Below are 20,677 nucleotides of genomic sequence, written 5' to 3'. Positions count from 1 at the left end.
TATCCATTGTTCGAAGCGACCGCAGGGAGCAAGTTTGGAGATTTTCAGTGGAATAGATTGATTTTTAGCGGAGTATCCAAAGCCTTGATTTTTGGTTCTTTTCATCTAAGGAAAAGAACAAAGCGAAATGAGACGATTGAATTTTTTCAATCCTTAAAGCGTTAATAATCAAAAATAAAAATAGCCATTAGTAAGAAAGTTAACACTCCGGGCAGAGACGACAAACAGCCTCATAGAATTAACCGAGACATTCGGGTGCCAGAGGTACGTTTGGTTGGGGACAATGTGGAAACAGGCGTTTACCCCACTCGCAAAGCATTAGAAATTGCAGAAGAAATGGAATTGGATTTGGTTGAAATTTCACCAAATGCCGCTCCGCCTGTCTGTAAAGTAATTGATTACAAAAAATTCCTTTACGAACAGAAAAAACGTGAGAAGGAACTCAAAGCAAAAGCTACCAAAGTGATTATCAAAGAAATACGCTTTGGTCCGCAGACCGACGAACACGATTACGAGTTTAAGAAAAAACACGGCGAAAAATTTTTGAAAGAAGGTTCAAAAGTGAAAGCCTACGTGTTTTTCAAGGGGCGTTCCATCATTTATAAAGACCAAGGGGAAATTCTTTTGTTGCGTCTTGCCACCGATTTGGAGGAGTTCGGCAAAGTGGAGCAAATGCCTAAATTGGAAGGAAAAAGAATGACAATGTTCCTCGCCCCCTTGTCTAAAAAGAAATAATTCGTATATTTGCACCCGTTTTTTGCACGTTTTTCTGTGTAAAAATCAAAGATACAACGAAATAATATCTTAAAAATCAAAGCAAAAATGCCAAAAATTAAAACCAAATCCGGAGCCAAAAAACGCTTTCAAGTGACTGGTTCTGGTAAAATTAAAAGAAAGCACGCTTACAAAAGTCACATTTTGACAAAAAAATCGACTAAACGTAAGCTAAAATTAACACACGCCACATTGGTTCACGCCAATGATGAGACAAGCATCAAACGTCAGTTAGGATTAAAATAATCATACGCCCGTTGATGCGAAGGGGTATTTCAAAACCTTGGTTTTTAGCCCCAAAGGGAATTTAATAACCGTGGAGTGGGTTCAAAAAGTGTCAAAAAACAACGACCACCTACTACAAAAATTTAAAAATTTATGCCAAGATCAGTAAATGCAGTAGCTCGTAGAGCTCGTAGAAAAAAAATAATGAAGCAAGCCAAAGGTTTCTTTGGCCGCAGAAAAAACGTTTGGACGGTAGCCAAGAATGCTGTTGAAAAAGCAATGCAGTATGCTTACAGAGACCGCCGTAATAAAAAGAGAACTTTCCGTGCCTTGTGGATTGTGCGTATCAACGCAGGGGCAAGACTTCACGGATTGTCGTACTCTCAATTTATGGGGAAATTGAAAGCTAACAACATTGAACTTAACAGAAAAGTTTTGGCTGATTTAGCAATGAATCACCCGGAAGCTTTCAAAGCTATTGTTGAAAAAGTAAAATAAACGTTTAACAAAAGATATTATTTCGCTGAAAAAATCCTGACAAATTGCTGTCGGGATTTTTTATTTTGGCAAAACGAATATATTTCTGTACCTTTGCTCCCCGGAAAATTCTTAATCGAAAATGGCAAAAAAAAGAAAATATCAAGAGGAATTCGATTCCTACATCGGTGATAGAAACGAAATCATAGTTCCTTTTAGTGACGAAGTTATTGAAGTTACAGCCGAAGCACAATTGATTGATTTATCAGATGTTGAGGCAGTAAACCGCATCCTTTCCCGAATGGAAGAGACCGAACCGCTTTTTTTTGATTTGGCAAGTTTTGGCGAAGGTTCCACTCATTCTCAAAGTATTACGCTCGCCTATTATATCAAGGTGCTTGCCGAAGTCGGGAAGTTTGACAAAGCCCTTTCCTTAGCGGAAATTGTGCTACAAAACTTGGAATCAATCCCTTGGAATCCCGTTCCGATGGCTCACAACCACATCGGGAATATTTTCTTCAAGAAAAAAGAATACGCCACAGCCATTACGCATTATGACAACGGACTAAAACCTTTTTTAGAACAAAACTGGGAAGCCGATTCAGAAGCGATGAACCTGTATCTATATAAAGCATTGTGTTTGTTACATTTAGGAAGGGAAAAGGAAGCACTCCAAAACTTTCAGTCGGCTGAAAAATACGATACGCCACATAGCAATCCAATGGAGGATTTTTCCAACAGCATTTGGATTTATTTTTTCCTGAGCGAACTAAATAAAAACATCGGTAGCAAGCAGGAAGCCACCAAATATCATCAACTATTTACCCAAAAACGCAACGAAAAAAGTCCCGTGCGACTGCAATGGGAACTCTGCCATTTTCAAATTCCTGAAAAATACATTGATGCCATTTTAAGTCATTAGAACATCTAAAATAGTTGCGTTTCAAGAAGATACATACACGTTTTTTTGCTTTCTGCCTACTTGTAAGTATGCTCAAAGTAGCTTTTCCGATAGGTGAATTGTTTCACGAACATCATCACCATCATTCGGCGGAAGAATTATGTACACACGCAACGGGCAAGCAATGTGAGCACGAAGCTCATTTTTCTGGCTTGTGCGAACATCATTTTGACTGTATCTTTCATCAACTTCACACATTCTTTACGCAACCTTACTTCGTTTATGAAATAGTTGTAGGCGAAGTTAAAATACATTTCCAAAACGAATATCAACCTGCAAACAGGGTAGTGCTTTATACCCCTTCGCGTGCACCACCTTACAAGCAATCTTCTTCACATATTTTTGCAACAGTATAAGCTGTTTGACAAAATTAACAAGCTGTTTTATAGTTTAAAATAGAATGAAATTTTGAAAAACCAGCCGGAGTTTTCTGTGGGTAACCATAAAAATTGTATGGTTCATATATATATTATCTGTTTTTAGATGAAAAACAGATAGAAATTACTCAAAAATAGCATTTTTAATATTGAAAATTGATTTTTTCATCTGATAGAAAATAAAATCCATCTATCCGAAAGAAAAATCCATCTGGAAAAAACTATTTTTGATGTCATACAAAATAAAATCCTGTTGGAAATAAAAATTTCATTACTACAAATAATTTATTTTCATCTATGAAAAATATAATGTATCTGCTGATTTTCTGCGGAGTACTTTCCTATGGACAAGAATCACTTCGTTTGAAAATAGAAGATAAAAGCGGACAACCGCTCACAGGTGCCGTAATCCATTTTTTAGGAAAACATTACCTCTCGGATACAAACGGAAACGTTGCGATAACCAACCTAAAAGCCGGAACATATCCGCTCAGGGTAAGTTATTTAGGATATGACGATGCACAACATCAAGTGAAAGTCCCCACAAGTGTTTCGCCTTTTGTGGTAACAATGCACGAAAGCGTAAATGAACTCTCGGAAATTGTGGTAGCTTCCCGAAAGGAAATTGCACATCGAAATACGGTGGTGCAGCTTGTCGGCAAGGAAGATTTACAACGAAAATCAGGCGAGTCATTAGCACACGTGTTGGCTTCACTTCGCGGGGTGTCAATGTTACAAAGCGGAGCAACCATTGCAAAACCCATTATCCACGGGCTACATAGCAATCGCATTTTGATACTTAACAATGACATTCGGCAAGAAGGACAACAATGGGGGGCAGACCACGCACCCGAAATTGACCCTTCCGTAGCCAATCGCATTGCTGTGGTAAAAGGTGCTGATGCTGTACGATACGGTTCGGATGCTCTCGGAGGCGTTGTCCTGCTTTCCCCCGAAAAACTTCCGTATGGAGATGCTTTGCACGGAGAAGTTTCGCCCTCGTTTGCATCTAACGGACGAAAAACGGCAACTTCCCTAAAGCTCGAAACAGCCGTACCGAGCCTTCCGCAATGGGCGTGGCGGGTGCAGGCAAGTGCAAAACGCTCTGGTGATGTTCAAACGGCGGATTATCATCTAAACAATACGGGGCAGCAAGAACAAAACGTTTCGGTGGCAACCGGTATTGAAAAAGAACGATGGAACGCGGAGCTTTTTTATAGTCGCTACTATAATGAAACGGCTGTTTTCTACGGCTCGCATATCGGAAATTTAGATGATTTGCTTGCCCGCTTTGAAATCGGTCGTCCGCTAACGACATATCCGTTTTCCTATCAGATTAATGCACCCAAACAGGAAGTTGTTCATCATTTGTTGAAAGCCAAAGCAAGTGTTCGGCTTCGGGAGGCAGGTAAATTGACGTTTCAGTATGCTTTTCAGGATAATATCCGTAAAGAATTTAACGTTCGCCGACTTGACAGAACCCGCATTCCGGCTTTGAATATGCATCTTTCAACCCATTCGGCAGATATTTCTTGGGAAAATGTCTACGGGCGATGGCATTCGCAGCTTGGGGCAGGTGCTTCACGGCAAGTGAATTACAATCAGCCCGGTACGGGTGTTGTACCGATAATCCCGAATTATGCCTCGTTTGGTTGGGGAGCTTTCGCCATTCAAAAATATAGTAGCGGAAAGTGGGAAGCAGAGGGCGGACTTCGGTATGATTATAAAATACTCAATGCCGATGGTTACGATGCCTTTTCGCAACGTTACGGAGGCAATCGCACATTTCACAACATCACCTATTCACTTGGCGGAAACTATAAGGTATCTGACAATTGGTCGCTTACATCTAACATCGGTGTGGCGTGGCGTGCCCCACACGTGAGTGAACTTTACAGCAACGGTTTGCATCACGGAGCGGGAACGTATGATGTTGGCGATGAAAATCTGCAATCTGAAACGGGCGTGAAGTGGATTAGCTCAGTGGGTTATCAAGGTGAAAAACTCTCGGTTGCAGCTGATTTTTTCGTTCAGCTGATTCAGAATTACATCTTTGATGCTCCCACAGGCGAAACGAAAACACTCTTTTCGGGGGTGTATCCTATTTTCAGGTATCAGCAAGCCGATGCTTTTTTCAGGGGAGCTGATTTGCAGCTAACGTATCGTTTCCTGCCGAATTGGTCGTACGGATTGCAGGCTTCGGTGGTTTACGCCAACGAATTGCGTAGTGAAAAATACTTTCCGTATATTCCTTCGGAGCGTATTTCAAATGAAATTTCGTTTGAACTGCCTAAATTAGGACGCTGGCAAGCGGTTTACTTTTCGGCGAAACATCGTTTTGTAGCCAAGCAAACTCGTTTTAATCCCGAGCAAGAACTGGTTAGTGATACGCCGGATGCCTACAACCTTTTTGAACTTGGTTTGGGCGGGAAACTTCCTGTCGGGAAGCAACAAATAGGCGTACATCTTTCGGCGGAAAATCTTTTTAATGAATTATATAAAGAATATACCAACCGATTTCGTTACTACGCACACGATTTAGGTAGAAACATTCAGCTTCGGCTTGTTTATTCTTTTTAATCAGAAAGATTTTTCAATGAACAATGAATAATTATCAATGAACAATGAACAATTATCAATGAACAATGTGGAATGAACGATAAATAATGTGAAACGGAAACGCACGATGTAGGGGCGAATTGCAATTCGCCCGAATTACCAAATATTCAATATGGAATAACCATCGGGCAATGTAGGGGCGAATTGCATTCGCCCAAACAAAAATCCGTTCAACGCGAATTTATCAATGAACAATGTGGAATGAACGATAAATAATGTGAAACGGAAACGCACGATGTAGGGGCGAATTGCAATTCGCCCGAATTACCAAATATCCAATATGGAATAACCATCGGGCTATGTAGGGGCGAATTGCATTCGCCCAAACAAAAATCCGTTTAACGTGAATTTATCAATGAACAATGTCGAATGAACGATAAATAATGTGGAACGGAAACGCACGATGTAGGGGCGAAATATATTTCGCCCGAATTACCAAATATTCAATATGGAATAACCATCGGGCAATGTAGGGGCGAATTGCATTCGCCCAAACAGAAATCAGTTCAATGTGAATTTATCAATGAACAATGTGGAATGAACGATAAATAATGTGAAACGGAAACACACGATGTAGGAGCGAATTGCAATTCGCCCGAATTACCAAATATTCAATATGGAATAACCATCGAGCTATGTAGAGGCGAATTGCATCTGCCCAAACAAAAATCCGTTTAACATAAAAAACACATTTTTTATCAGGTATGAAATCAAATCCATCTGGATTGAAACAAAATCCATCTGGATTGAAACAAAATCCACATCGTTCAGTACATTTTTCAGATGATTTACATTATTTTTTAAGCAAAACAAATGGTTTTTCAACAGAAAACCTCAAAAAATGATTTAATAATTAATTAAAGACAATAAGAAAAATGAGAAATATAGTAAAAAATAGTCTTTTGGCACTTATGGTAAGTGCTTTTATAGGTTGTGGGAAAGATAATTCACTTGTAAACCCAACGCCTCCATCTCCAACAGATGAAACGATTGATAAAGGACACGATAATCCTGATAAAATAGACTTCCTCTTTACAGAAGTAACCAAAAACGGGAATGATTTCACCTTTACCGACAACACCCAAAAGCGAACCTATGCCGTAAAAGGCGTGGCAGGCGTGGAACCAAGCGGAGATGATATTCATTTTGAGGTGGGCAAGCATTATCACCTCGAAATCACATATTACAACAAAGCCGGCAATCGTATGAATAAGGAATTCGTAACGCCCGAAATGGCACCCATTCATCAACACTTCTTTACCCTGAAAGGAAAGAAAGCCGACGAGATGGACCAGGTGCTGGACTATGTGTACCGCGATACCAATCCGGAAGAAAGAACGCTTGGGCAAGATGGCGTAACGCTTCGCAAACGTAACTGGGATAAAAACAATCCTGATGCCATTGACCCGATAGGTTTAAAAGGTATTTTTTCAGTTAAAAAAGGCGCCGGAGCTGTTGAACTGCAAGTAACGCTTGCTCACTTTTTGGGCGCGGAACGTGGATTTAACAAACTCAGAAACGGAGAAGCTCAAAAGTATAATCGATTACCTTTAAGTAATTTCTTTTCATCAGACGCCACAGTTGTAATTCCGATAGAAATAGAAGAAGAACACCATCACGAAGCTGACTTTCACAAGGTGGAATTTATCTTTACCGAAGGGCATACACACGGACTCTCATTTCACGGTGACCCGAAGTATGAAGGAGTTAAACATCTTGTAAATCAACAAAAAATAACCTATGAACTAACTAACGGAAAATGGAAATCATCAGGAGCATCGGTTATCCGATGGAGACAAGGTTCATATTATGGTTTGGAAATCATTTATTATGATGAAAATAACAAACGTATAAATAGCGAATACATTGATGAAGCTGACTCACATCAACATTTTTTTCAATTTCAGAATGTGAAAACTATCAAAACAGGCAAGTTACCTGATGATGTTAATGGGATAGTTAAACATTGGTATCGCGATACGGACCCGGAAGATGTTTATTATGACGGAAGCGGTGGCGTACGTTTACTGAACAATCCCGTAGGTCTAAAAGGGTATTTTAGAGTTGATGTAAACTATTTGGCATTTGACCTAAAAGTTACGCTGGCTCACTTTATTTCGGGGGATAAAAAACAAAACGGAAAGTATTTAGCTTTTAATGCTTTGCCATCAAGAAATTTGGCTACGGCTGAGTTTGAAGCGAAAATCCCTGTCCGCATTTACACCGACCGCCTGTCTGATGAAGAGAAAACGGTTGAAGATATGGTAGATGAGTTTAAAATCACCAAAGACGAGGCGCAACAAGAGTTAGACACGCTACTCGAAGCAGACATCGACCCTGAATCAAGCCAAGTTTGGATGTAATTTTAAGTAAATAAAAACCCTCCGTTTGTAATTCAAACGGAGGGTTTATTTATATAGCTTTCCAATAAAATAAGAAACATTACTGAAAAACTGATATAGTTTAATTCATTTTATGTTCACTACACTTTTTTATTAGGGAAGAATAATTAAACAAAAAGGCAACTACCTTTATAAATTAGCAACATTCCTTTTTTAATCGGGAAGATGCCTTTATTAATCGGGAACATACAAAAAACAATTTTTTATCTTCCTTTTTAATTCGGGCACTTCAACCAAGCAAAAGGAAAGATAATCTATCACTAAAAACAGCTATTTTTTATAAAAAAACACCTTCCTTTTCAACAAAGGAAGATGTTTTTATTTATTATTTAGGTAAAAACAAACCTAAAACAGTTCAACCAATCAGTTTTAATACTAATTTAAACCTTAATTCAGCTTATTTTAATAAATTTCTAAATCTCTTTCTTCTTCAAAGCCATCGCCTATATTAAAAACTACTTTATATTTTCCTTTGGGAAGATATACTTTTCCGTCAGTGGCACTTACCAAGAAGAGTTTTTGCATACTTTTCTCATACATCAGTTTACCCACGTTTGAGATGGTCAAATCATACGGAATGTAATTAAATCCTTGTTTTGTTTTATGGTTGAATGATTGCAAGGTAACTTTCCCTTTCATTATCTTAACGTTTACATTAACGCCCTCTTTGGCGGCAAATCCGCAGAAATGAATTTCAGGCGATTGTGTAGTTACCCATTGGTTCCAGGTATTTCCCCAATGGTTTGAGTGAGCTATCCGAAGGCTTTGCTGTAACGGATAAAAGTCTTGCGAAGTAACCGCCACGCGCAGTTGTTGCAACATCTCAACCGACGTTCTGTAAATACCGTGCCCCTCCACCGAAACGAGCATTTCATTATTATCATCAATATGGATATCCAAAACTGGAGCATTGGGCAACTTACCGAAAGGTTGCCAGCTTTCGCCCAAATTAAAGGAAACATAAAATCCGTTTTCAGTGCCTACATACAGCACTTGGTCGTTCTTGGTATCTTCTTTAATCACGTTGATTTTGTGTTCGGGCAGGTCGGCACGGATTTGGTTCCACGTTTTTCCTAAATCATTGCTCAAAAACAAAAAAGGTTCGTGATTACCCGGGTCAAGGCTGTTCAAGGCGGCAATTACGCGCTGCCGATTATGCTTTGAGGCTATCAAGCTTTTCACTTTAAGCGGATTGGGGAAGGCATTGTAAATCTTTTGCCACGAAACGCCTCCGTTTTCCGAAAGGTGAATCATTCCGTCATCACTTCCCACGTAAATCAACCCGAAAAGGAAAGGCGATTCGGCAATGGCTGAAATAGTTCCGTAGGCTTTGTTGCCTTTTTTATCGCCATTGGTCAAGTCATCGGAAATGGTGCGCCAGTTTTTACCTTTATCCATCGAAATGTGTAATTTATTACTTCCCGCGTACAAAATATCGTTGTTTTGAGGCGAAACTATCAAAGGAGCTTGCTCAGAAAAACGCAAAGGCGCTTTATTTTCAGAGAAATACATCGAACCCAAAGGCAACAAGGTTTGTTTTTGAGCATCGTACTGGTAAAAACTTCCGTTTTGGTCGCCCACATACGATTTATTTCCGGCAACGTACTGGGTGAGTGATGAAATTTTGTTCCATTGTGTTTCTTTTTGCATCAAAACACCTTGTTTTCCTGCCAAATACAAGGTATTTTGGTTTTTATCAAATGTAATTTTATCAAATAATTTTGATTCAGGTACGTTTTTTTCAGACCAATGCGTTCCGTTATCGTACGAAATTGTCAATCCGTTTTTGGTAATTGCAAAAAGCGTATTACTCTGATAATGAAGACTAAAAAACCCATTTCGTAACGACACCGTACTTTTGTTTTTCCACGTTTTCCCGCCATCAAGCGACTCCAAAAGCGGATAACCTCCAATAAAAAGATGATTTTTATTGGTCGGGCTTACCGTTATAGTTGCAAATTTTTTACCATTTCGGTAAAAAACATCATCAAGCGATTGCGTGTGTGTTTTTTTCCACGAGTTTCCGCCGTCATTGGTCAGATATACTTGTGTTCCCGTAACTTCCTGTGTTCTAACACCTAAAAAACTTATTAATTTCGCCGGCGAGGTAATTTCAGCCAAAATCATATTTTTAAGATTCTGCGCCGTGTACTTTTCGTGTTGCCCAATGGCATACAAAAAAGCATCTAACTTATTGTTATCCAATTGTAAAAAATCATTTTTACTCATCGTTTCAAAATCTCCGTCCGACAAATAAACCGATGTAGTTTTCTCAACACTTTTCGTTCCGCCGTTTTTTGTTTTAACAGACTGATTATCAACAACTGCATAAATCGTGTTTTTGTCATAAACCGCCAACCCGATTTTTCCGATAAAATTACCGCTTAAAAATCCATTGTTTTGCGTGGTTATTTTCTGCCAGTTTTCACCGCCGTCATTACTTTTATACACGGCACTTAAAGCTCCATAAGGAATTGATTCCCAGTAAGAATCTTCAGTTTGCCAAGCCGTTGCGTAAAGCGTAAAATCATCCGTGGCAACTATTTGCTCAATGCCCGCACGCGTGCCTACAAATAATTTGTGTTGCCAGGTTTTTCCGCCATCAGTGGTTTTGAAAATGCCTCGTTTTTCATCAGCACCGTACCGATTTCCGGAAACTCCGACAACTATTTCATTTGTATTTTTAGGATTTATCACGATTGAAGTTATGTTTTGCACTGATGATAAACCGCTAAAAATCCACGACTTACCTCGGTCAAACGACAGAAAAAGTCCGTAAGGCGTTCCCACCCCGATTGTTTTCGATTTCCAGTCAATCGTCAGGGCATCAATCTGTTGTATGGGTTGATTTTCAAAAATGGCTTCAAAGGTTTCCCCTCCGTTTTGGCTAAACCACAATCCGCCTGATTGAGGAGCCACAAAAAACTGATTAGCATTTAATGGATTGACAACAAAGGCATTAACCTGATTGCTTCCTTCTGAAATTTCAATCTTTTCAAAAGGAACGTCATTCACCCACGATTTTTGCAACAATTCCGCTTTTTGACGCGCCGACAAAGGCAAAGTTTCTTGCGCCAAAACGGTTATCGGCAAAATAAAAATAAACAATAAAAAACTGTATTTCATCATATTATAAAAATTCATACAAATATTTGAAGGAATTACTTCTGTTTGAATTTGCAAAGGTAGAAAAATAATTTCATCAAAATTTTGAAAGAAATCTTAAATATTTCAGAAAAAGTAGTATTTTTGTCGTTGACGTACAACAAAATGAGACCCCGTAGTTCAACGGATAGAATAGAAGTTTCCTAAACTTTTGATCCAAGTTCGATTCTTGGCGGGGTCACAAAATTAAATTTTTCTTAAAAAATTTTAGCTATTTTATTAATTTTAAGCACATTAAATAAATTCAACAAAAATAAAATTTGCAAAACAAAAAAAAATACATACTTTTGACTTCGTTTAGCTGTCATAATTATTTAATAACCTGCAAAAAAATTGTACTATGAAAGACCTTAATGAATATGTAGAAGAGTTGCTTTACAAGCACCAATGCGTGATTATCCCAAAATTTGGAGCTTTTATTTCCAACAGAAAATCAGCGCGTTTATTTGAAGATAAAACATTTGCCCCGCCCAAACGTGAACTTACTTTTAATGCAAGTTTACACTCAAATGATGGTTTGCTTATCAAGCATATTTCTGAAAATTCGGGTGTGGAATACAACGTGGTTGAAGATTATGTAAACCTTACCGTTGATGGCTGGAAGAAAATTCTACAACAAGGTGAGACCCTCAATCTCAACAATATAGGTGTACTTCGACAAACACCGGAAGGGCGACTTTCGTTTGAAGTTTTTGAAGATGTGAATTACTTGACGGATTCGTTTGGAATGTCGGCTTTTGTCCCTCACGAAATTGCGGAAGTTCCTGAACCTAAACCGGAAGCCAAAATAATACCGACTTTGGATTTACAAACCGAACAAGAAACCAAAACCGAAAAACCTTTCGTTGCCCGACCCAAAGTGGAAGAGCCTAAACGAAACAAAAAGCGCCCCATTGTGGCGTACACAACCATTGCCGTAGTAGGGCTTGTACTTCTTACTTTTGGTGCGTTTAAGTTTTTTGGTGAATCGGTTAGTACTCCGGACAAAGCCAATGAAATTGTAATTACCGACAGCCAAATTCAGGAGCAGGTTGAGCAAAAATTAAGTCGTGCCACTTTGGTACCACCTATGGATTTCCCGACCATTTCATTAGACGCTCAAAAAGTAAAAGAACTTTCAAAAACAAAGGCTGAAAAACAGGCCAATACAGCTGAAAAAACAGTTGAAACTCCTGTAAAAGAAGTTAAAAAAGAAGAAACGAAAAAAGAAGTTTCAACCCCCAAACAGACTGTGGTTCAAAAAGAAGTAAAAAAAGAAACCGTACCAAGCAAAGCCGTTTCAACTTCTAAAAGTAAAAAATACCAAGTGATAGCAGGGGCGTTTAAAGACGAAAAAAATGCACACACACGCGTTGAGCAACTCAAAAAATTAGGCTTTAAAGATGCTGCTGTGATTGGCACCAATAGCAGAGGTTTGTATCAAGTGAGCTATGCCGGATTTGATGATTTAGCTCAGGCAGAGGCTCTTAAAAAAGAGGTTAAAGAAACCAAAGACGAGAAAAAATTGGATGGCGGTTGGATTTTGACAAACGAATAATGCAGCAAAAAACACCATCACATTCCCGCACCATACTGACTGATTTGGTACTGACCGGCGAAACCAACCATCTGCACAATATGTTTGGAGGGGAGCTTTTGGCACGAATGGACAGGGCAGCCAGCATAGCCGCACGCCGCCATTCAGGGCATCTAACCGTAACAGCCTCAGTCAATCACGTGGCATTCAACCACAGTATTGAATTGGGCAGTATAGTAACGGTTGAAGCTTCCATATCAAGAGTTTTTTCAACTTCAATGGAGGTTTACATTGATGTTTGGGTGGAAAATCCTGCCGGTGAACGCACCAAAGCCAACGAAGCCATATTCACATTCGTGGCTATTGATGAAGAAGGAAAGCCCACAAAAGTACCTGAAATTAAGCCCGAAACGGATTTAGAAAAAAGCCGTTACGCCGGTGCTTTACGCAGAAGACAATTGAGCTTGGTACTTGCCGGAAAAATGAAGCCACACGATGCTACGGAACTCAAAGCATTGTTTACGGAATTAGAAAACGACTGATTTTAAGAAACTTACAAAAAATCCGTCCGTATTGTTTTATCAAATCAGATAACCGTATGGACGGATTCTCTTTATAATAAAAAGAAAACCCAATGACTTTTTCCGAAGAAAATTATCTGAAAACAATTTTTCATCTGTTTAATGAACAGCAACAGGAGGTTAGCACCAACGCCATTGCCGATGTGATGAACACCAAAGCATCGTCAGTAACCGATATGCTGAAAAAATTGGCAGATAAAAAATTAATTAATTACATTAAGTACCAAGGTGTTACACTTACTCCGTTGGGAAGAGAAAAAGCGATATCCATTGTGCGGAAACATCGCTTGTGGGAAGTTTTTTTGGTTGAGAAATTAGATTTTTCGTGGGACGAGGTTCACGAAATCGCAGAAGAATTGGAACACATTGAATCTGAAAAACTTATAGAACGATTAGATGCCTTTTTAGGTTTTCCGGAGACAGACCCTCACGGCGACCCTATCCCGAGTAAAGAAGGTTTTTTTGAAAGAACCTCCAAAACCTTACTGTGTGAGCTCAATGAAAACGAAAAAGGCACTTGCATTGCCGTAAAAAATACGTCAAAAGATTTTTTGTTATACCTAAACAGGGTTTCCATAGCGTTGGGCGATGAAATAACAGTACTCAACAAAGAAAAATTCGATAGCTCAATGATTGTTTTAGTTAATAATCAATCTGTTACATTATCAGCAATGGTATGTCGTAACATTTATATTCAAAAAAACAGCTAACAAATTTAATCAGAAACTATGAAAAAAATTATATTGATCTGCTTTTTAATCACCTTTGTATCTTGTTCCGACACTCCAAAATTTAAGGAAAAAATCATTGAAAAAAGTTCGGAAAATTGCGATGACGATTGCCTTTCGGTAAATTTAAACTACTTGGTTTCAAGTCGCCCAAGCAAATTTGCCGATAATTTTAATAAAGAAATAGAATCACAAGTCGTGAATTTTTTGTTGAGCAACCAAACCGATTCATTGCGCATTGAAAATGTTTCTGTTGAAGATGCGCTTAAAACTTTTTTAAACGATTATAATAATTTAAAAGGCTATTTTCCGGATATATCTGAATATGAGTTAATTCTGAATGACAGTATTTCATTTCAAAATGACAAAATAGTATCAATTGTTTCAAACCGTTATTCATACACAGGGGGCGCTCACGGAATACCTTCAACCGTTTTTATGAATTTTAGCGTTGCGAACGGAATGCTTATTCAAAGCGATTCTCTTTTTTCAAATCACACAAAAATATTGGAAATTGCTGAAAATCAATTTAAAAAGCAACAAAACATTTCGCCTGATGAAAGTTTAAATGAAAAGGGTTTTTGGTTTGATGACAATATTTTCCATCTACCTCAAAATGTGGGAATTACCAAAAAACACTTGATTTTGTTTTACAATCCGTATGAAATTGCGCCTTATGCCGATGGTTCTTTTGAAGTAAAAATCCCGATTGATGAAGTAAAGAACTACCTACGATACTAATTTTCAGTTATTTATAAAAAATAATTAAATGGAAAATCAAATCAGCAGTTTGTTAAACCAGATTAACACGATGAACGAGGTACAATCCCTTGATTTTCTGGCTAAAAAATTTGCCGGAACGATTGTTTTCTCTACCAGTTTTGGAATGGAAGACCAAGTAATTACACATCTGATTCGACATCATCAAATTCCCATTGATATTTTTACCCTTGATACAGGGCGAATGTTTGCCGAAACTTACAGCACTTGGGAAAAAACCGCTATGAAGTACCAAACCTCCATTGAACCATACTATCCTGATGCTGAGAATATTGAAAAATATGTACGCGACAACGGTATCAATGCTTTTTACGATTCGCCCGAACTTCGGAAAGAATGTTGCCACATTCGTAAAGTAATTCCGTTGCAACGAGCTTTGAAGGGGAAAAAAGTTTGGATAACGGGATTGCGTTCCGAACAATCACCCAATCGTGAACAAATGCCGGCTTTGGAATGGGACGAAGTGAACCAAATCATAAAATTTCACCCGATTTTGCATTGGAAAACAAATGAGGTTTTGGATTTTCTTCGCAAAAACGGAATTCCATATAATCCGCTGCACGACAAAGGTTTCATAAGCATTGGTTGTCAGCCCTGTACGCGTGCCATTAAAGAAGGAGAAGATTTCAGAGCCGGGCGCTGGTGGTGGGAGGATAAAAGCAAAAAAGAATGCGGGTTGCACGCCACAAAATAAAATTACCTCCGAATAAACCGGAGGTAATTAACTGAACATCAACAAATCTAACGATTTTTATACATTTCAGAATAGTATTTTTGGTAATTTCCGTCGGTAACATTGTCTATCCACGCCTGATTCTCCAAATACCACGTTACGGTTTTGCGTATGCCCTCTTCAAATTGTAACGAAGGTTCCCAACCAAGTTCGTTTTTGATTTTGGAGGCATCAATGGCGTATCGTAAATCGTGTCCGGCACGGTCGGTAACAAAAGTTATGAGTTTTTCAGAAGTTCCGTCGGGGCGCCCTAGTTGTTTATCTACCTCTTTGATAATCACCCGAATGAGGTCAATATTTTTCCACTCATTAAACCCGCCGATATTGTAAGTTTCGCCTATTTTTCCTTTGTGAAAAATCACATCAATGGCTCGGGCGTGGTCTTCCACAAAAAGCCAATCGCGCACATTTTCACCTTTACCGTAAACGGGAAGCGGTTTATTATTGCGTATATTATTGATAAACAGCGGAATTAATTTTTCAGGAAACTGGTAGCTCCCGTAGTTGTTGGAACAGTTTGAGATCAGTGTAGGGAGTTTATAGGTGTCGTGATATGCCCGCACAAAGTGGTCTGATGCTGCTTTTGAAGCCGAATAAGGTGAATGCGGGTCGTATTTGGTTTGCTCTGTGAACATTTCATCATTCATTTCAAGCGAACCATACACCTCGTCAGTTGAAACGTGGTAAAACATCTTGTCAGAGAAATTACCTTGCCACACCTCACGTGCCGCTTGCAACAGCGAAAGTGTTCCCATCACATTAGTCTGAGCAAAAACCAACGGATTTTTGATGCTTCTATCAACGTGACTTTCGGCAGCCAAGTGAATAATTCCCGTAATTTGCTTATCTTTAATTATTTGTTTAATTTGCTCAAAATCACAAATGTCGGCTTTGACAAACTCATAATTGGGAGCGTTTTCAATGTCTTTTAAATTCGCTAAGTTACCCGCATAGGTCAGCGCATCAAGGTTGATAATCGTATAATTGGGATATTTATTGACAAACAGCCGAACCACGTGCGAACCAATAAATCCAGCTCCACCGGTAATTAAAATATTTTTTTTCATTTAATATAGTTTATTTCAGTAATTTATAATCAATAAAACTTGTAGAGTTTGTTTTAAAATCACGCAAAATCTTCTTTTATAACATCTTCATATTCAAACCAAAAGGCTTCAAACTTTTTCATTGTTTGATAGAGAAATTCCATTGTTTGTTGCCACGTTTTTTTATTATGGATACTCACTCCGTCTTTTTGAACGTATATTCTACTGATTTCTTTATGATTATCTAAAACATATTGATCATCAAAAACAGCATCGGGCAGATATTCTTCCAATAAAATAGTTTTTAGCGCAAGTAGTTTTTGATAATATAAAACTCTATTTTCCAGAATATTATCTTCAATATCCAACGAAACGATTGCTTTTTTGGTATCAAAATGAAACTTAAAGCTAAAATCTTTAATTTTGGTATCGTACAAAATCCATTTTCGGGGAAACGATTTGCCGAAAGAAATCCAGAAATCTTCACGGATTTTCTTGGCTTCTGCTCTGCTATACATCGCTACTAAAACTTGACATTCAATATTTTGCGCTCTACATTTCCGTCTTTTGTAAACTCAAAAACATAATCGCCGGCGGCATTTTTAAAAAGCAATCCTTGATTACCTTCGGCATCTTGTGCCACGTACACATCGGGCAACGATGTTTTTTGAATTTTCAACACAACCTTCGGGGTATTATCAACCAATTGAAATCCTTCATCAGTAGGCTGTGCATACAACAAAGTATTATCCTTTGTTGCGTCGCTTACTTCTGCAGGAGCCGGCACTTGTACAGGAGGCTCTTGCTTAATAAGTTGCTTATTTTCAGCTATACTTTGAGTAGCCGATTTACATTCCTTTTTAAAATTCGCCAATTTGTCGCTCGTAGCAAAAGCGTTACGCAAGGCTTCCTGATAGGCTTTTGTAAACTCTTTTTCACGACTTTTTCCCACTTCGGAAGCGAAAACCTGCTGTCCTTTGCAATCGGTAAGTGTGAATTGCAATTTTGAAGTGAACATCCCTGATGTATTTAAAACGTTTGCTTTTAACACATTACAAGGTTCAATCCCTAAATCAGGAAATTCATTTTCAAAAAACACCTTAAAACCTTGCTTTTCCAACAAAAACTTTGTTAGTTCATTAAGCCGATACTCATTCGCTTTCTTTTGAAATTCATATTTTACGGGTACAGACACGTAACAATCAGCACCTTGCGAAAAAGCCAAAAACGGAAATAGCAAAAAAAGTAATGAATAAATTTTCATATTTTTTATATTTTATCACGAAAAGCAAAGATACGAAATTCCTCCTTCTTTTCAAAAAGTGTACTTCATTTTTTTATTTTTCAGGCAAAATTCAACAGAAAAACAGATTTTTTACATAAGTTTAAACGTTTCATAATCTATAAATTGCAAAATATAAAAAAATGGAATATTTTTGCAATGAGTTTGGAGGAATGAATCGTATTGTAATTGGCATATTACTCTTACTTTTAGGGCTGAGCGCTTGTGGCAGAAAAGGAAAGTCTGTCAAAGGCGATGTGCTGTTATTCCCTGAAAATACGCAAGTTATCTACCGAATTAACAATAAAGACAACTTTTTAAGTTCCATTGAAAACAACGAATTTTGGAAAGAAAACAACCCGAAACCGTTGCGCCCCTACGAAACCAAACTCTTACGAAGCCTCCCTACCGAAAATAATATTTGGGTTGCTTTCACTGCCTACAAAAATTTTTTCGCCATTTGCAAAAAAGAAAGCTCCGACACGCTAAGCCTCTGGAAAAATGCCAACGCAACCATTCAAAAACAAACGCAATTTGGCAGAGATTGGTATTACACTGTTGTAGATAACAGACTGATTGTAAGCAATTCATCTGAAATCAACACGTTTTTTGAAGTTGAAACCGATTCCTTGAAAAAAACAGAAAATCAGCTGATTTTAAAACGATTACAATCCATCGCCACCACTGCCTGCAATGCCAATTTGTTTATGCAAAAGGAACAAGCCAAGCAATTTTTTACGCCTTTTTTCAAAAATGACGTTACCAAGCCCTTCAAACACTGGGTGGCTCTTGATTTATTTTTGGAAGAAAACGATGTGCGGTTCAGTGGAATGGCGGTTGCTCAAACCTCTGATTCTCAAACCGATTTACTGCTCCGTACTGAACCCTACGAAAAAAACCTCGCACAGATAGTCCCCGCACATATTTTGGCGATGACCGCTTTCACCTTTGAAGATGCCAAACACATTGCCCTGCCCGACTCGGTAAACGTTCCTTTTCAAAAAACACTTAACGGCATTGCATTCGCACAAACCATTGACGGACAGTTTGCTGTGGCATCTTCGTTTGATGTAGACGAAACCCTGCTCAAACTCCCAATCCTTTCGGAAGACGCCCAAAGTCATTTTCCGCTGTACGAACTTAACAACGATTCATCTCTTGACTTTTTTAAATTTTTTGAACCGAATTTCAAACCAAAATACGTTTCAATTCACGACGAATACTTGATTTTTACCAAAACCAAAGAGACCGTCACGTCCGTTATGGACGACATCCGTCGGAAAAACACGCTGCTCACTAACAAATCGTATAAATTATTGGATAAAAATATCGCCTCAAACGCCAGTTTAACGCGCGTGGCGAACCTGCAATCCAACAATGACTTCGGAAAAAAATATCCGAAAATAGCCGAAAACTACCGCTGGGCAGTATTTCAGCAAACTCCACAAGATGAGTACTATATGCTCAATTTCGTAAGCCGAAAACAAACCCAAAGTACATCGGCTGACCGCCAAAGCAAAGAACGATTTGCCTTTGTACCTGACGCCAACATCATCACCGCACCTACTATCTTGCTCAATCACAGAACAAAACGCCGGGAAATTGCATTGCAAGATGAAAATTACGACCTTTATCTCATCGGGAACAACGGAAGCCTGCTCTGGAAGAAAAAGTTAGACGGGAAGATACAAAGCCCTATCTATCAGGTTGATTTATTCAAAAACGGCTTTCTGCAAATGGCGTTCACCACCGAACATTCCATTTGGATTATTGACCGCAACGGAAACAACGTAACGCCTTTCCCTAAAAAATACAACGGAAAAATAACACCGCTGGAAGTGTTTGATTACGACCGAAATTTGGAATATCGCTTTTTGTTTGCCGAAGGAAAAAACCTGCGTATGCTTGACCGAAAAGGCGATGTGGTAGGTGGATTTTCTCGAAAAAACACCGATTCAGCGCCTTTGTTCACCCCCAAACACTATCGTGCAGGTGAGAAAGATTTCTTGGTGTATATCTCTGATAACGGAAAGTTTAACATCTTGCACCGCAATGGCGAGATACGCATTCCCATACAAGGCAAATACGATTTTTCAAACAACCCGCCTCTGTTTTTTGACAATCGTTTTTTATTTTCAACCCGCGACGGAAATCTGATTCGGATTGACCTCAACGGAAAAATCACCGTAAATGAGCGAAAGTGGGACAGAAACCACTTTTTAATTGGCAATCAGCACACTACGTCCTTTTTATCGGGAACCACCTTATCGATTGGCAGTATGCGCATTGAAATTCCCGACGGAAAATACCCAAAACAAAAACTCTTCCGAATACGGGGCGTAAATTACGTTGCCGCCACTGACATCCGCCAAGGAAAAGCCTACCTTTGGAACGAACAAGGCAAATTGGTGCAACATTTTCCGATTGAAGGCGTTACGCAAATGGACATCGATGTGGATTTGGACAAGTCCGTTTGGGTGGCGGTTGCCAAATCAAAACGAGAACTCTGCGTTTATGAAATGAACGATTTAAAATGATTTTTTAGAAAAACACATACCAAACTATGTCACGAATTTTAGCCATTGACTACGGAAGCAAACGCTCAGGCATTGCCGTTACCGACCCGATGCGCATCATCGCTTCGGGGCTTACCACAATTGCCACCAACGAGTTAATCCCCTTCTTAAAAAAATACACCGCCGATGAAAACGTACAGGAAATCGTTATTGGGCAACCCAAACGTATGAGCAATGAAAACTCTGATATCGAAACAGATATACAGCAGTTTATCATAAAACTGCAAAACGAACTGCCTCACATTTCCATTGAACGCGAAGATGAGCGATTCACCTCAAAAATGGCATTCCAAGCAATGCTCGACGGCGGAATGAAAAAGAAACAACGCCAAAACAAAGCGTTGATTGATGAAATTAGCGCCACGCTCATTCTCCAAAGTTATATGAACCGAAAATAAAATACCTTTATATCTAATAAATTTTGAAATTACCCGA

At 38.7% G+C, this 20,677-nt stretch carries 18 protein-coding genes and 1 tRNA gene; 15 read left to right on the top strand and 4 right to left on the bottom strand.

The window, feature by feature from the left end:
- The first annotated feature begins 186 nt into the window (after positions 1-186).
- The 7 genes from infC to Q4D72_RS01690 all read left to right on the top strand — a co-directional run bounded on the left by infC (position 187) and on the right by Q4D72_RS01690 (position 7,796).
- Positions 187-735: a translation initiation factor IF-3 gene (gene infC, locus Q4D72_RS01720; RefSeq protein ID WP_303075702.1), complete on the top strand. Its 549-nt coding sequence runs from the start codon at positions 187-189 to the stop codon at positions 733-735.
- A gap of 87 nt (positions 736-822) precedes the next feature.
- A complete protein-coding gene (rpmI, locus tag Q4D72_RS01715; RefSeq protein WP_303075690.1) occupies positions 823-1,020 on the top strand; it encodes a 50S ribosomal protein L35 in 198 nt (65 codons plus the stop codon).
- A 132-nt stretch (positions 1,021-1,152) separates the two neighbouring features.
- The gene (gene rplT, locus Q4D72_RS01710; RefSeq protein WP_095895171.1) at positions 1,153-1,497 is read left to right on the top strand and encodes a 50S ribosomal protein L20; all 345 of its coding nucleotides are present in this window, start codon (positions 1,153-1,155) and stop codon (positions 1,495-1,497) included.
- A 121-nt stretch (positions 1,498-1,618) separates the two neighbouring features.
- Positions 1,619-2,398: a tetratricopeptide repeat protein gene (locus tag Q4D72_RS01705; protein ID WP_303075689.1), complete on the top strand. Its 780-nt coding sequence runs from the start codon at positions 1,619-1,621 to the stop codon at positions 2,396-2,398.
- A 68-nt stretch (positions 2,399-2,466) separates the two neighbouring features.
- Positions 2,467-2,793 carry a hypothetical protein gene (locus Q4D72_RS01700; protein ID WP_303075688.1) on the top strand — a complete coding sequence of 109 codons (327 nt, stop codon included), beginning with the start codon at positions 2,467-2,469 and terminating at the stop codon, positions 2,791-2,793.
- Positions 2,794-3,111: 318 nt separating this feature from the next.
- The gene (locus Q4D72_RS01695) at positions 3,112-5,394 is read left to right on the top strand and encodes a TonB-dependent receptor (RefSeq protein WP_303075687.1); all 2,283 of its coding nucleotides are present in this window, start codon (positions 3,112-3,114) and stop codon (positions 5,392-5,394) included.
- 914 nt (positions 5,395-6,308) lie between these two features.
- Positions 6,309-7,796, top strand: a complete 1,488-nt coding sequence (locus tag Q4D72_RS01690; RefSeq protein WP_303075686.1) for a hypothetical protein — start codon at positions 6,309-6,311, stop codon at positions 7,794-7,796.
- A 441-nt stretch (positions 7,797-8,237) separates the two neighbouring features.
- Here Q4D72_RS01690 and Q4D72_RS01685 read toward each other — a convergent pair whose 3' ends face one another.
- On the bottom strand, positions 8,238-10,961 hold the full coding sequence (locus Q4D72_RS01685) for a hypothetical protein (protein WP_303075701.1): 2,724 nt from the start codon (positions 10,959-10,961) through the stop codon (positions 8,238-8,240).
- 148 nt (positions 10,962-11,109) lie between these two features.
- Here Q4D72_RS01685 and Q4D72_RS01680 point away from each other — a divergent pair.
- The 6 genes from Q4D72_RS01680 to Q4D72_RS01655 all read left to right on the top strand — a co-directional run bounded on the left by Q4D72_RS01680 (position 11,110) and on the right by Q4D72_RS01655 (position 15,299).
- Positions 11,110-11,181 (top strand) — tRNA-Arg (locus Q4D72_RS01680).
- 159 nt (positions 11,182-11,340) lie between these two features.
- Entirely contained in the window at positions 11,341-12,537 is a 1,197-nt protein-coding gene (locus Q4D72_RS01675) for an SPOR domain-containing protein (protein WP_303075685.1), read from the top strand.
- Entirely contained in the window at positions 12,537-13,058 is a 522-nt protein-coding gene (locus Q4D72_RS01670) for an acyl-CoA thioesterase (protein ID WP_303075684.1), read from the top strand. Before Q4D72_RS01675 ends, Q4D72_RS01670 begins: the two co-directional genes overlap by 1 nt.
- Positions 13,059-13,150: 92 nt before the next feature.
- The gene (locus Q4D72_RS01665; protein WP_303075683.1) at positions 13,151-13,807 is read left to right on the top strand and encodes a metal-dependent transcriptional regulator; all 657 of its coding nucleotides are present in this window, start codon (positions 13,151-13,153) and stop codon (positions 13,805-13,807) included.
- Positions 13,808-13,825: 18 nt separating this feature from the next.
- A complete protein-coding gene (locus Q4D72_RS01660; protein ID WP_303075682.1) occupies positions 13,826-14,566 on the top strand; it encodes a DUF3298 and DUF4163 domain-containing protein in 741 nt (246 codons plus the stop codon).
- A gap of 28 nt (positions 14,567-14,594) precedes the next feature.
- The gene (locus Q4D72_RS01655; RefSeq protein ID WP_303075681.1) at positions 14,595-15,299 is read left to right on the top strand and encodes a phosphoadenylyl-sulfate reductase; all 705 of its coding nucleotides are present in this window, start codon (positions 14,595-14,597) and stop codon (positions 15,297-15,299) included.
- Positions 15,300-15,346: 47 nt separating this feature from the next.
- Here the strand turns inward: Q4D72_RS01655 and rfbB are convergent, their stop codons facing one another.
- From rfbB to Q4D72_RS01640, 3 genes are read right to left on the bottom strand one after another with little or no spacing between them, the layout of a single operon-like run.
- On the bottom strand, positions 15,347-16,405 hold the full coding sequence (gene rfbB, locus Q4D72_RS01650) for a dTDP-glucose 4,6-dehydratase (protein WP_303075680.1): 1,059 nt from the start codon (positions 16,403-16,405) through the stop codon (positions 15,347-15,349).
- 59 nt (positions 16,406-16,464) lie between these two features.
- Positions 16,465-16,902, bottom strand: a complete 438-nt coding sequence (locus Q4D72_RS01645) for a DUF4268 domain-containing protein (protein ID WP_303075679.1) — start codon at positions 16,900-16,902, stop codon at positions 16,465-16,467.
- A 5-nt stretch (positions 16,903-16,907) separates the two neighbouring features.
- A complete protein-coding gene (locus Q4D72_RS01640) occupies positions 16,908-17,648 on the bottom strand; it encodes a hypothetical protein (protein WP_303075678.1) in 741 nt (246 codons plus the stop codon).
- Positions 17,649-17,809: 161 nt separating this feature from the next.
- Between Q4D72_RS01640 and Q4D72_RS01635 the strand changes: the two genes are divergently transcribed.
- A complete protein-coding gene (locus tag Q4D72_RS01635; RefSeq protein WP_303075677.1) occupies positions 17,810-20,203 on the top strand; it encodes a hypothetical protein in 2,394 nt (797 codons plus the stop codon).
- A 26-nt stretch (positions 20,204-20,229) separates the two neighbouring features.
- Positions 20,230-20,640: a Holliday junction resolvase RuvX gene (gene ruvX / locus Q4D72_RS01630; RefSeq protein WP_303075676.1), complete on the top strand. Its 411-nt coding sequence runs from the start codon at positions 20,230-20,232 to the stop codon at positions 20,638-20,640.
- Positions 20,641-20,677 lie beyond the last annotated feature (37 nt).

Origin of the sequence: Capnocytophaga sp., from assembly GCF_030532915.1 — a bacterium.
GTDB lineage: Bacteria > Bacteroidota > Bacteroidia > Flavobacteriales > Flavobacteriaceae > Capnocytophaga.
The sequence above is the reverse complement of the archived record's forward strand: the minus strand, read 5'-3'. Positions and strand labels throughout refer to the sequence as shown.

Bases quoted from the DNA above. Each gene is read 5' to 3' on its own strand.
- rpmI (WP_303075690.1), top strand. From the start codon at position 823: ATGCCAAAAATTAAAACCAAATCCGGAGCCAAAAAACGCTTTCAAGTG.
- rplT (WP_095895171.1), top strand. From the start codon at position 1,153: ATGCCAAGATCAGTAAATGCAGTAGCTCGTAGAGCTCGTAGAAAAAAA.
- Q4D72_RS01705 (WP_303075689.1), top strand. From the start codon at position 1,619: ATGGCAAAAAAAAGAAAATATCAAGAGGAATTCGATTCCTACATCGGT.
- Q4D72_RS01700 (WP_303075688.1), top strand. From the start codon at position 2,467: ATGCTCAAAGTAGCTTTTCCGATAGGTGAATTGTTTCACGAACATCAT.
- Q4D72_RS01695 (WP_303075687.1), top strand. From the start codon at position 3,112: ATGAAAAATATAATGTATCTGCTGATTTTCTGCGGAGTACTTTCCTAT.
- Q4D72_RS01690 (WP_303075686.1), top strand. From the start codon at position 6,309: ATGAGAAATATAGTAAAAAATAGTCTTTTGGCACTTATGGTAAGTGCT.
- Q4D72_RS01685 (WP_303075701.1), bottom strand. From the start codon at position 10,961: ATGAAATACAGTTTTTTATTGTTTATTTTTATTTTGCCGATAACCGTT.
- Q4D72_RS01675 (WP_303075685.1), top strand. From the start codon at position 11,341: ATGAAAGACCTTAATGAATATGTAGAAGAGTTGCTTTACAAGCACCAA.
- Q4D72_RS01670 (WP_303075684.1), top strand. From the start codon at position 12,537: ATGCAGCAAAAAACACCATCACATTCCCGCACCATACTGACTGATTTG.
- Q4D72_RS01665 (WP_303075683.1), top strand. From the start codon at position 13,151: ATGACTTTTTCCGAAGAAAATTATCTGAAAACAATTTTTCATCTGTTT.
- Q4D72_RS01660 (WP_303075682.1), top strand. From the start codon at position 13,826: ATGAAAAAAATTATATTGATCTGCTTTTTAATCACCTTTGTATCTTGT.
- Q4D72_RS01655 (WP_303075681.1), top strand. From the start codon at position 14,595: ATGGAAAATCAAATCAGCAGTTTGTTAAACCAGATTAACACGATGAAC.
- rfbB (WP_303075680.1), bottom strand. From the start codon at position 16,405: ATGAAAAAAAATATTTTAATTACCGGTGGAGCTGGATTTATTGGTTCG.
- Q4D72_RS01645 (WP_303075679.1), bottom strand. From the start codon at position 16,902: ATGTATAGCAGAGCAGAAGCCAAGAAAATCCGTGAAGATTTCTGGATT.
- Q4D72_RS01640 (WP_303075678.1), bottom strand. From the start codon at position 17,648: ATGAAAATTTATTCATTACTTTTTTTGCTATTTCCGTTTTTGGCTTTT.
- Q4D72_RS01635 (WP_303075677.1), top strand. From the start codon at position 17,810: ATGGAATATTTTTGCAATGAGTTTGGAGGAATGAATCGTATTGTAATT.
- ruvX (WP_303075676.1), top strand. From the start codon at position 20,230: ATGTCACGAATTTTAGCCATTGACTACGGAAGCAAACGCTCAGGCATT.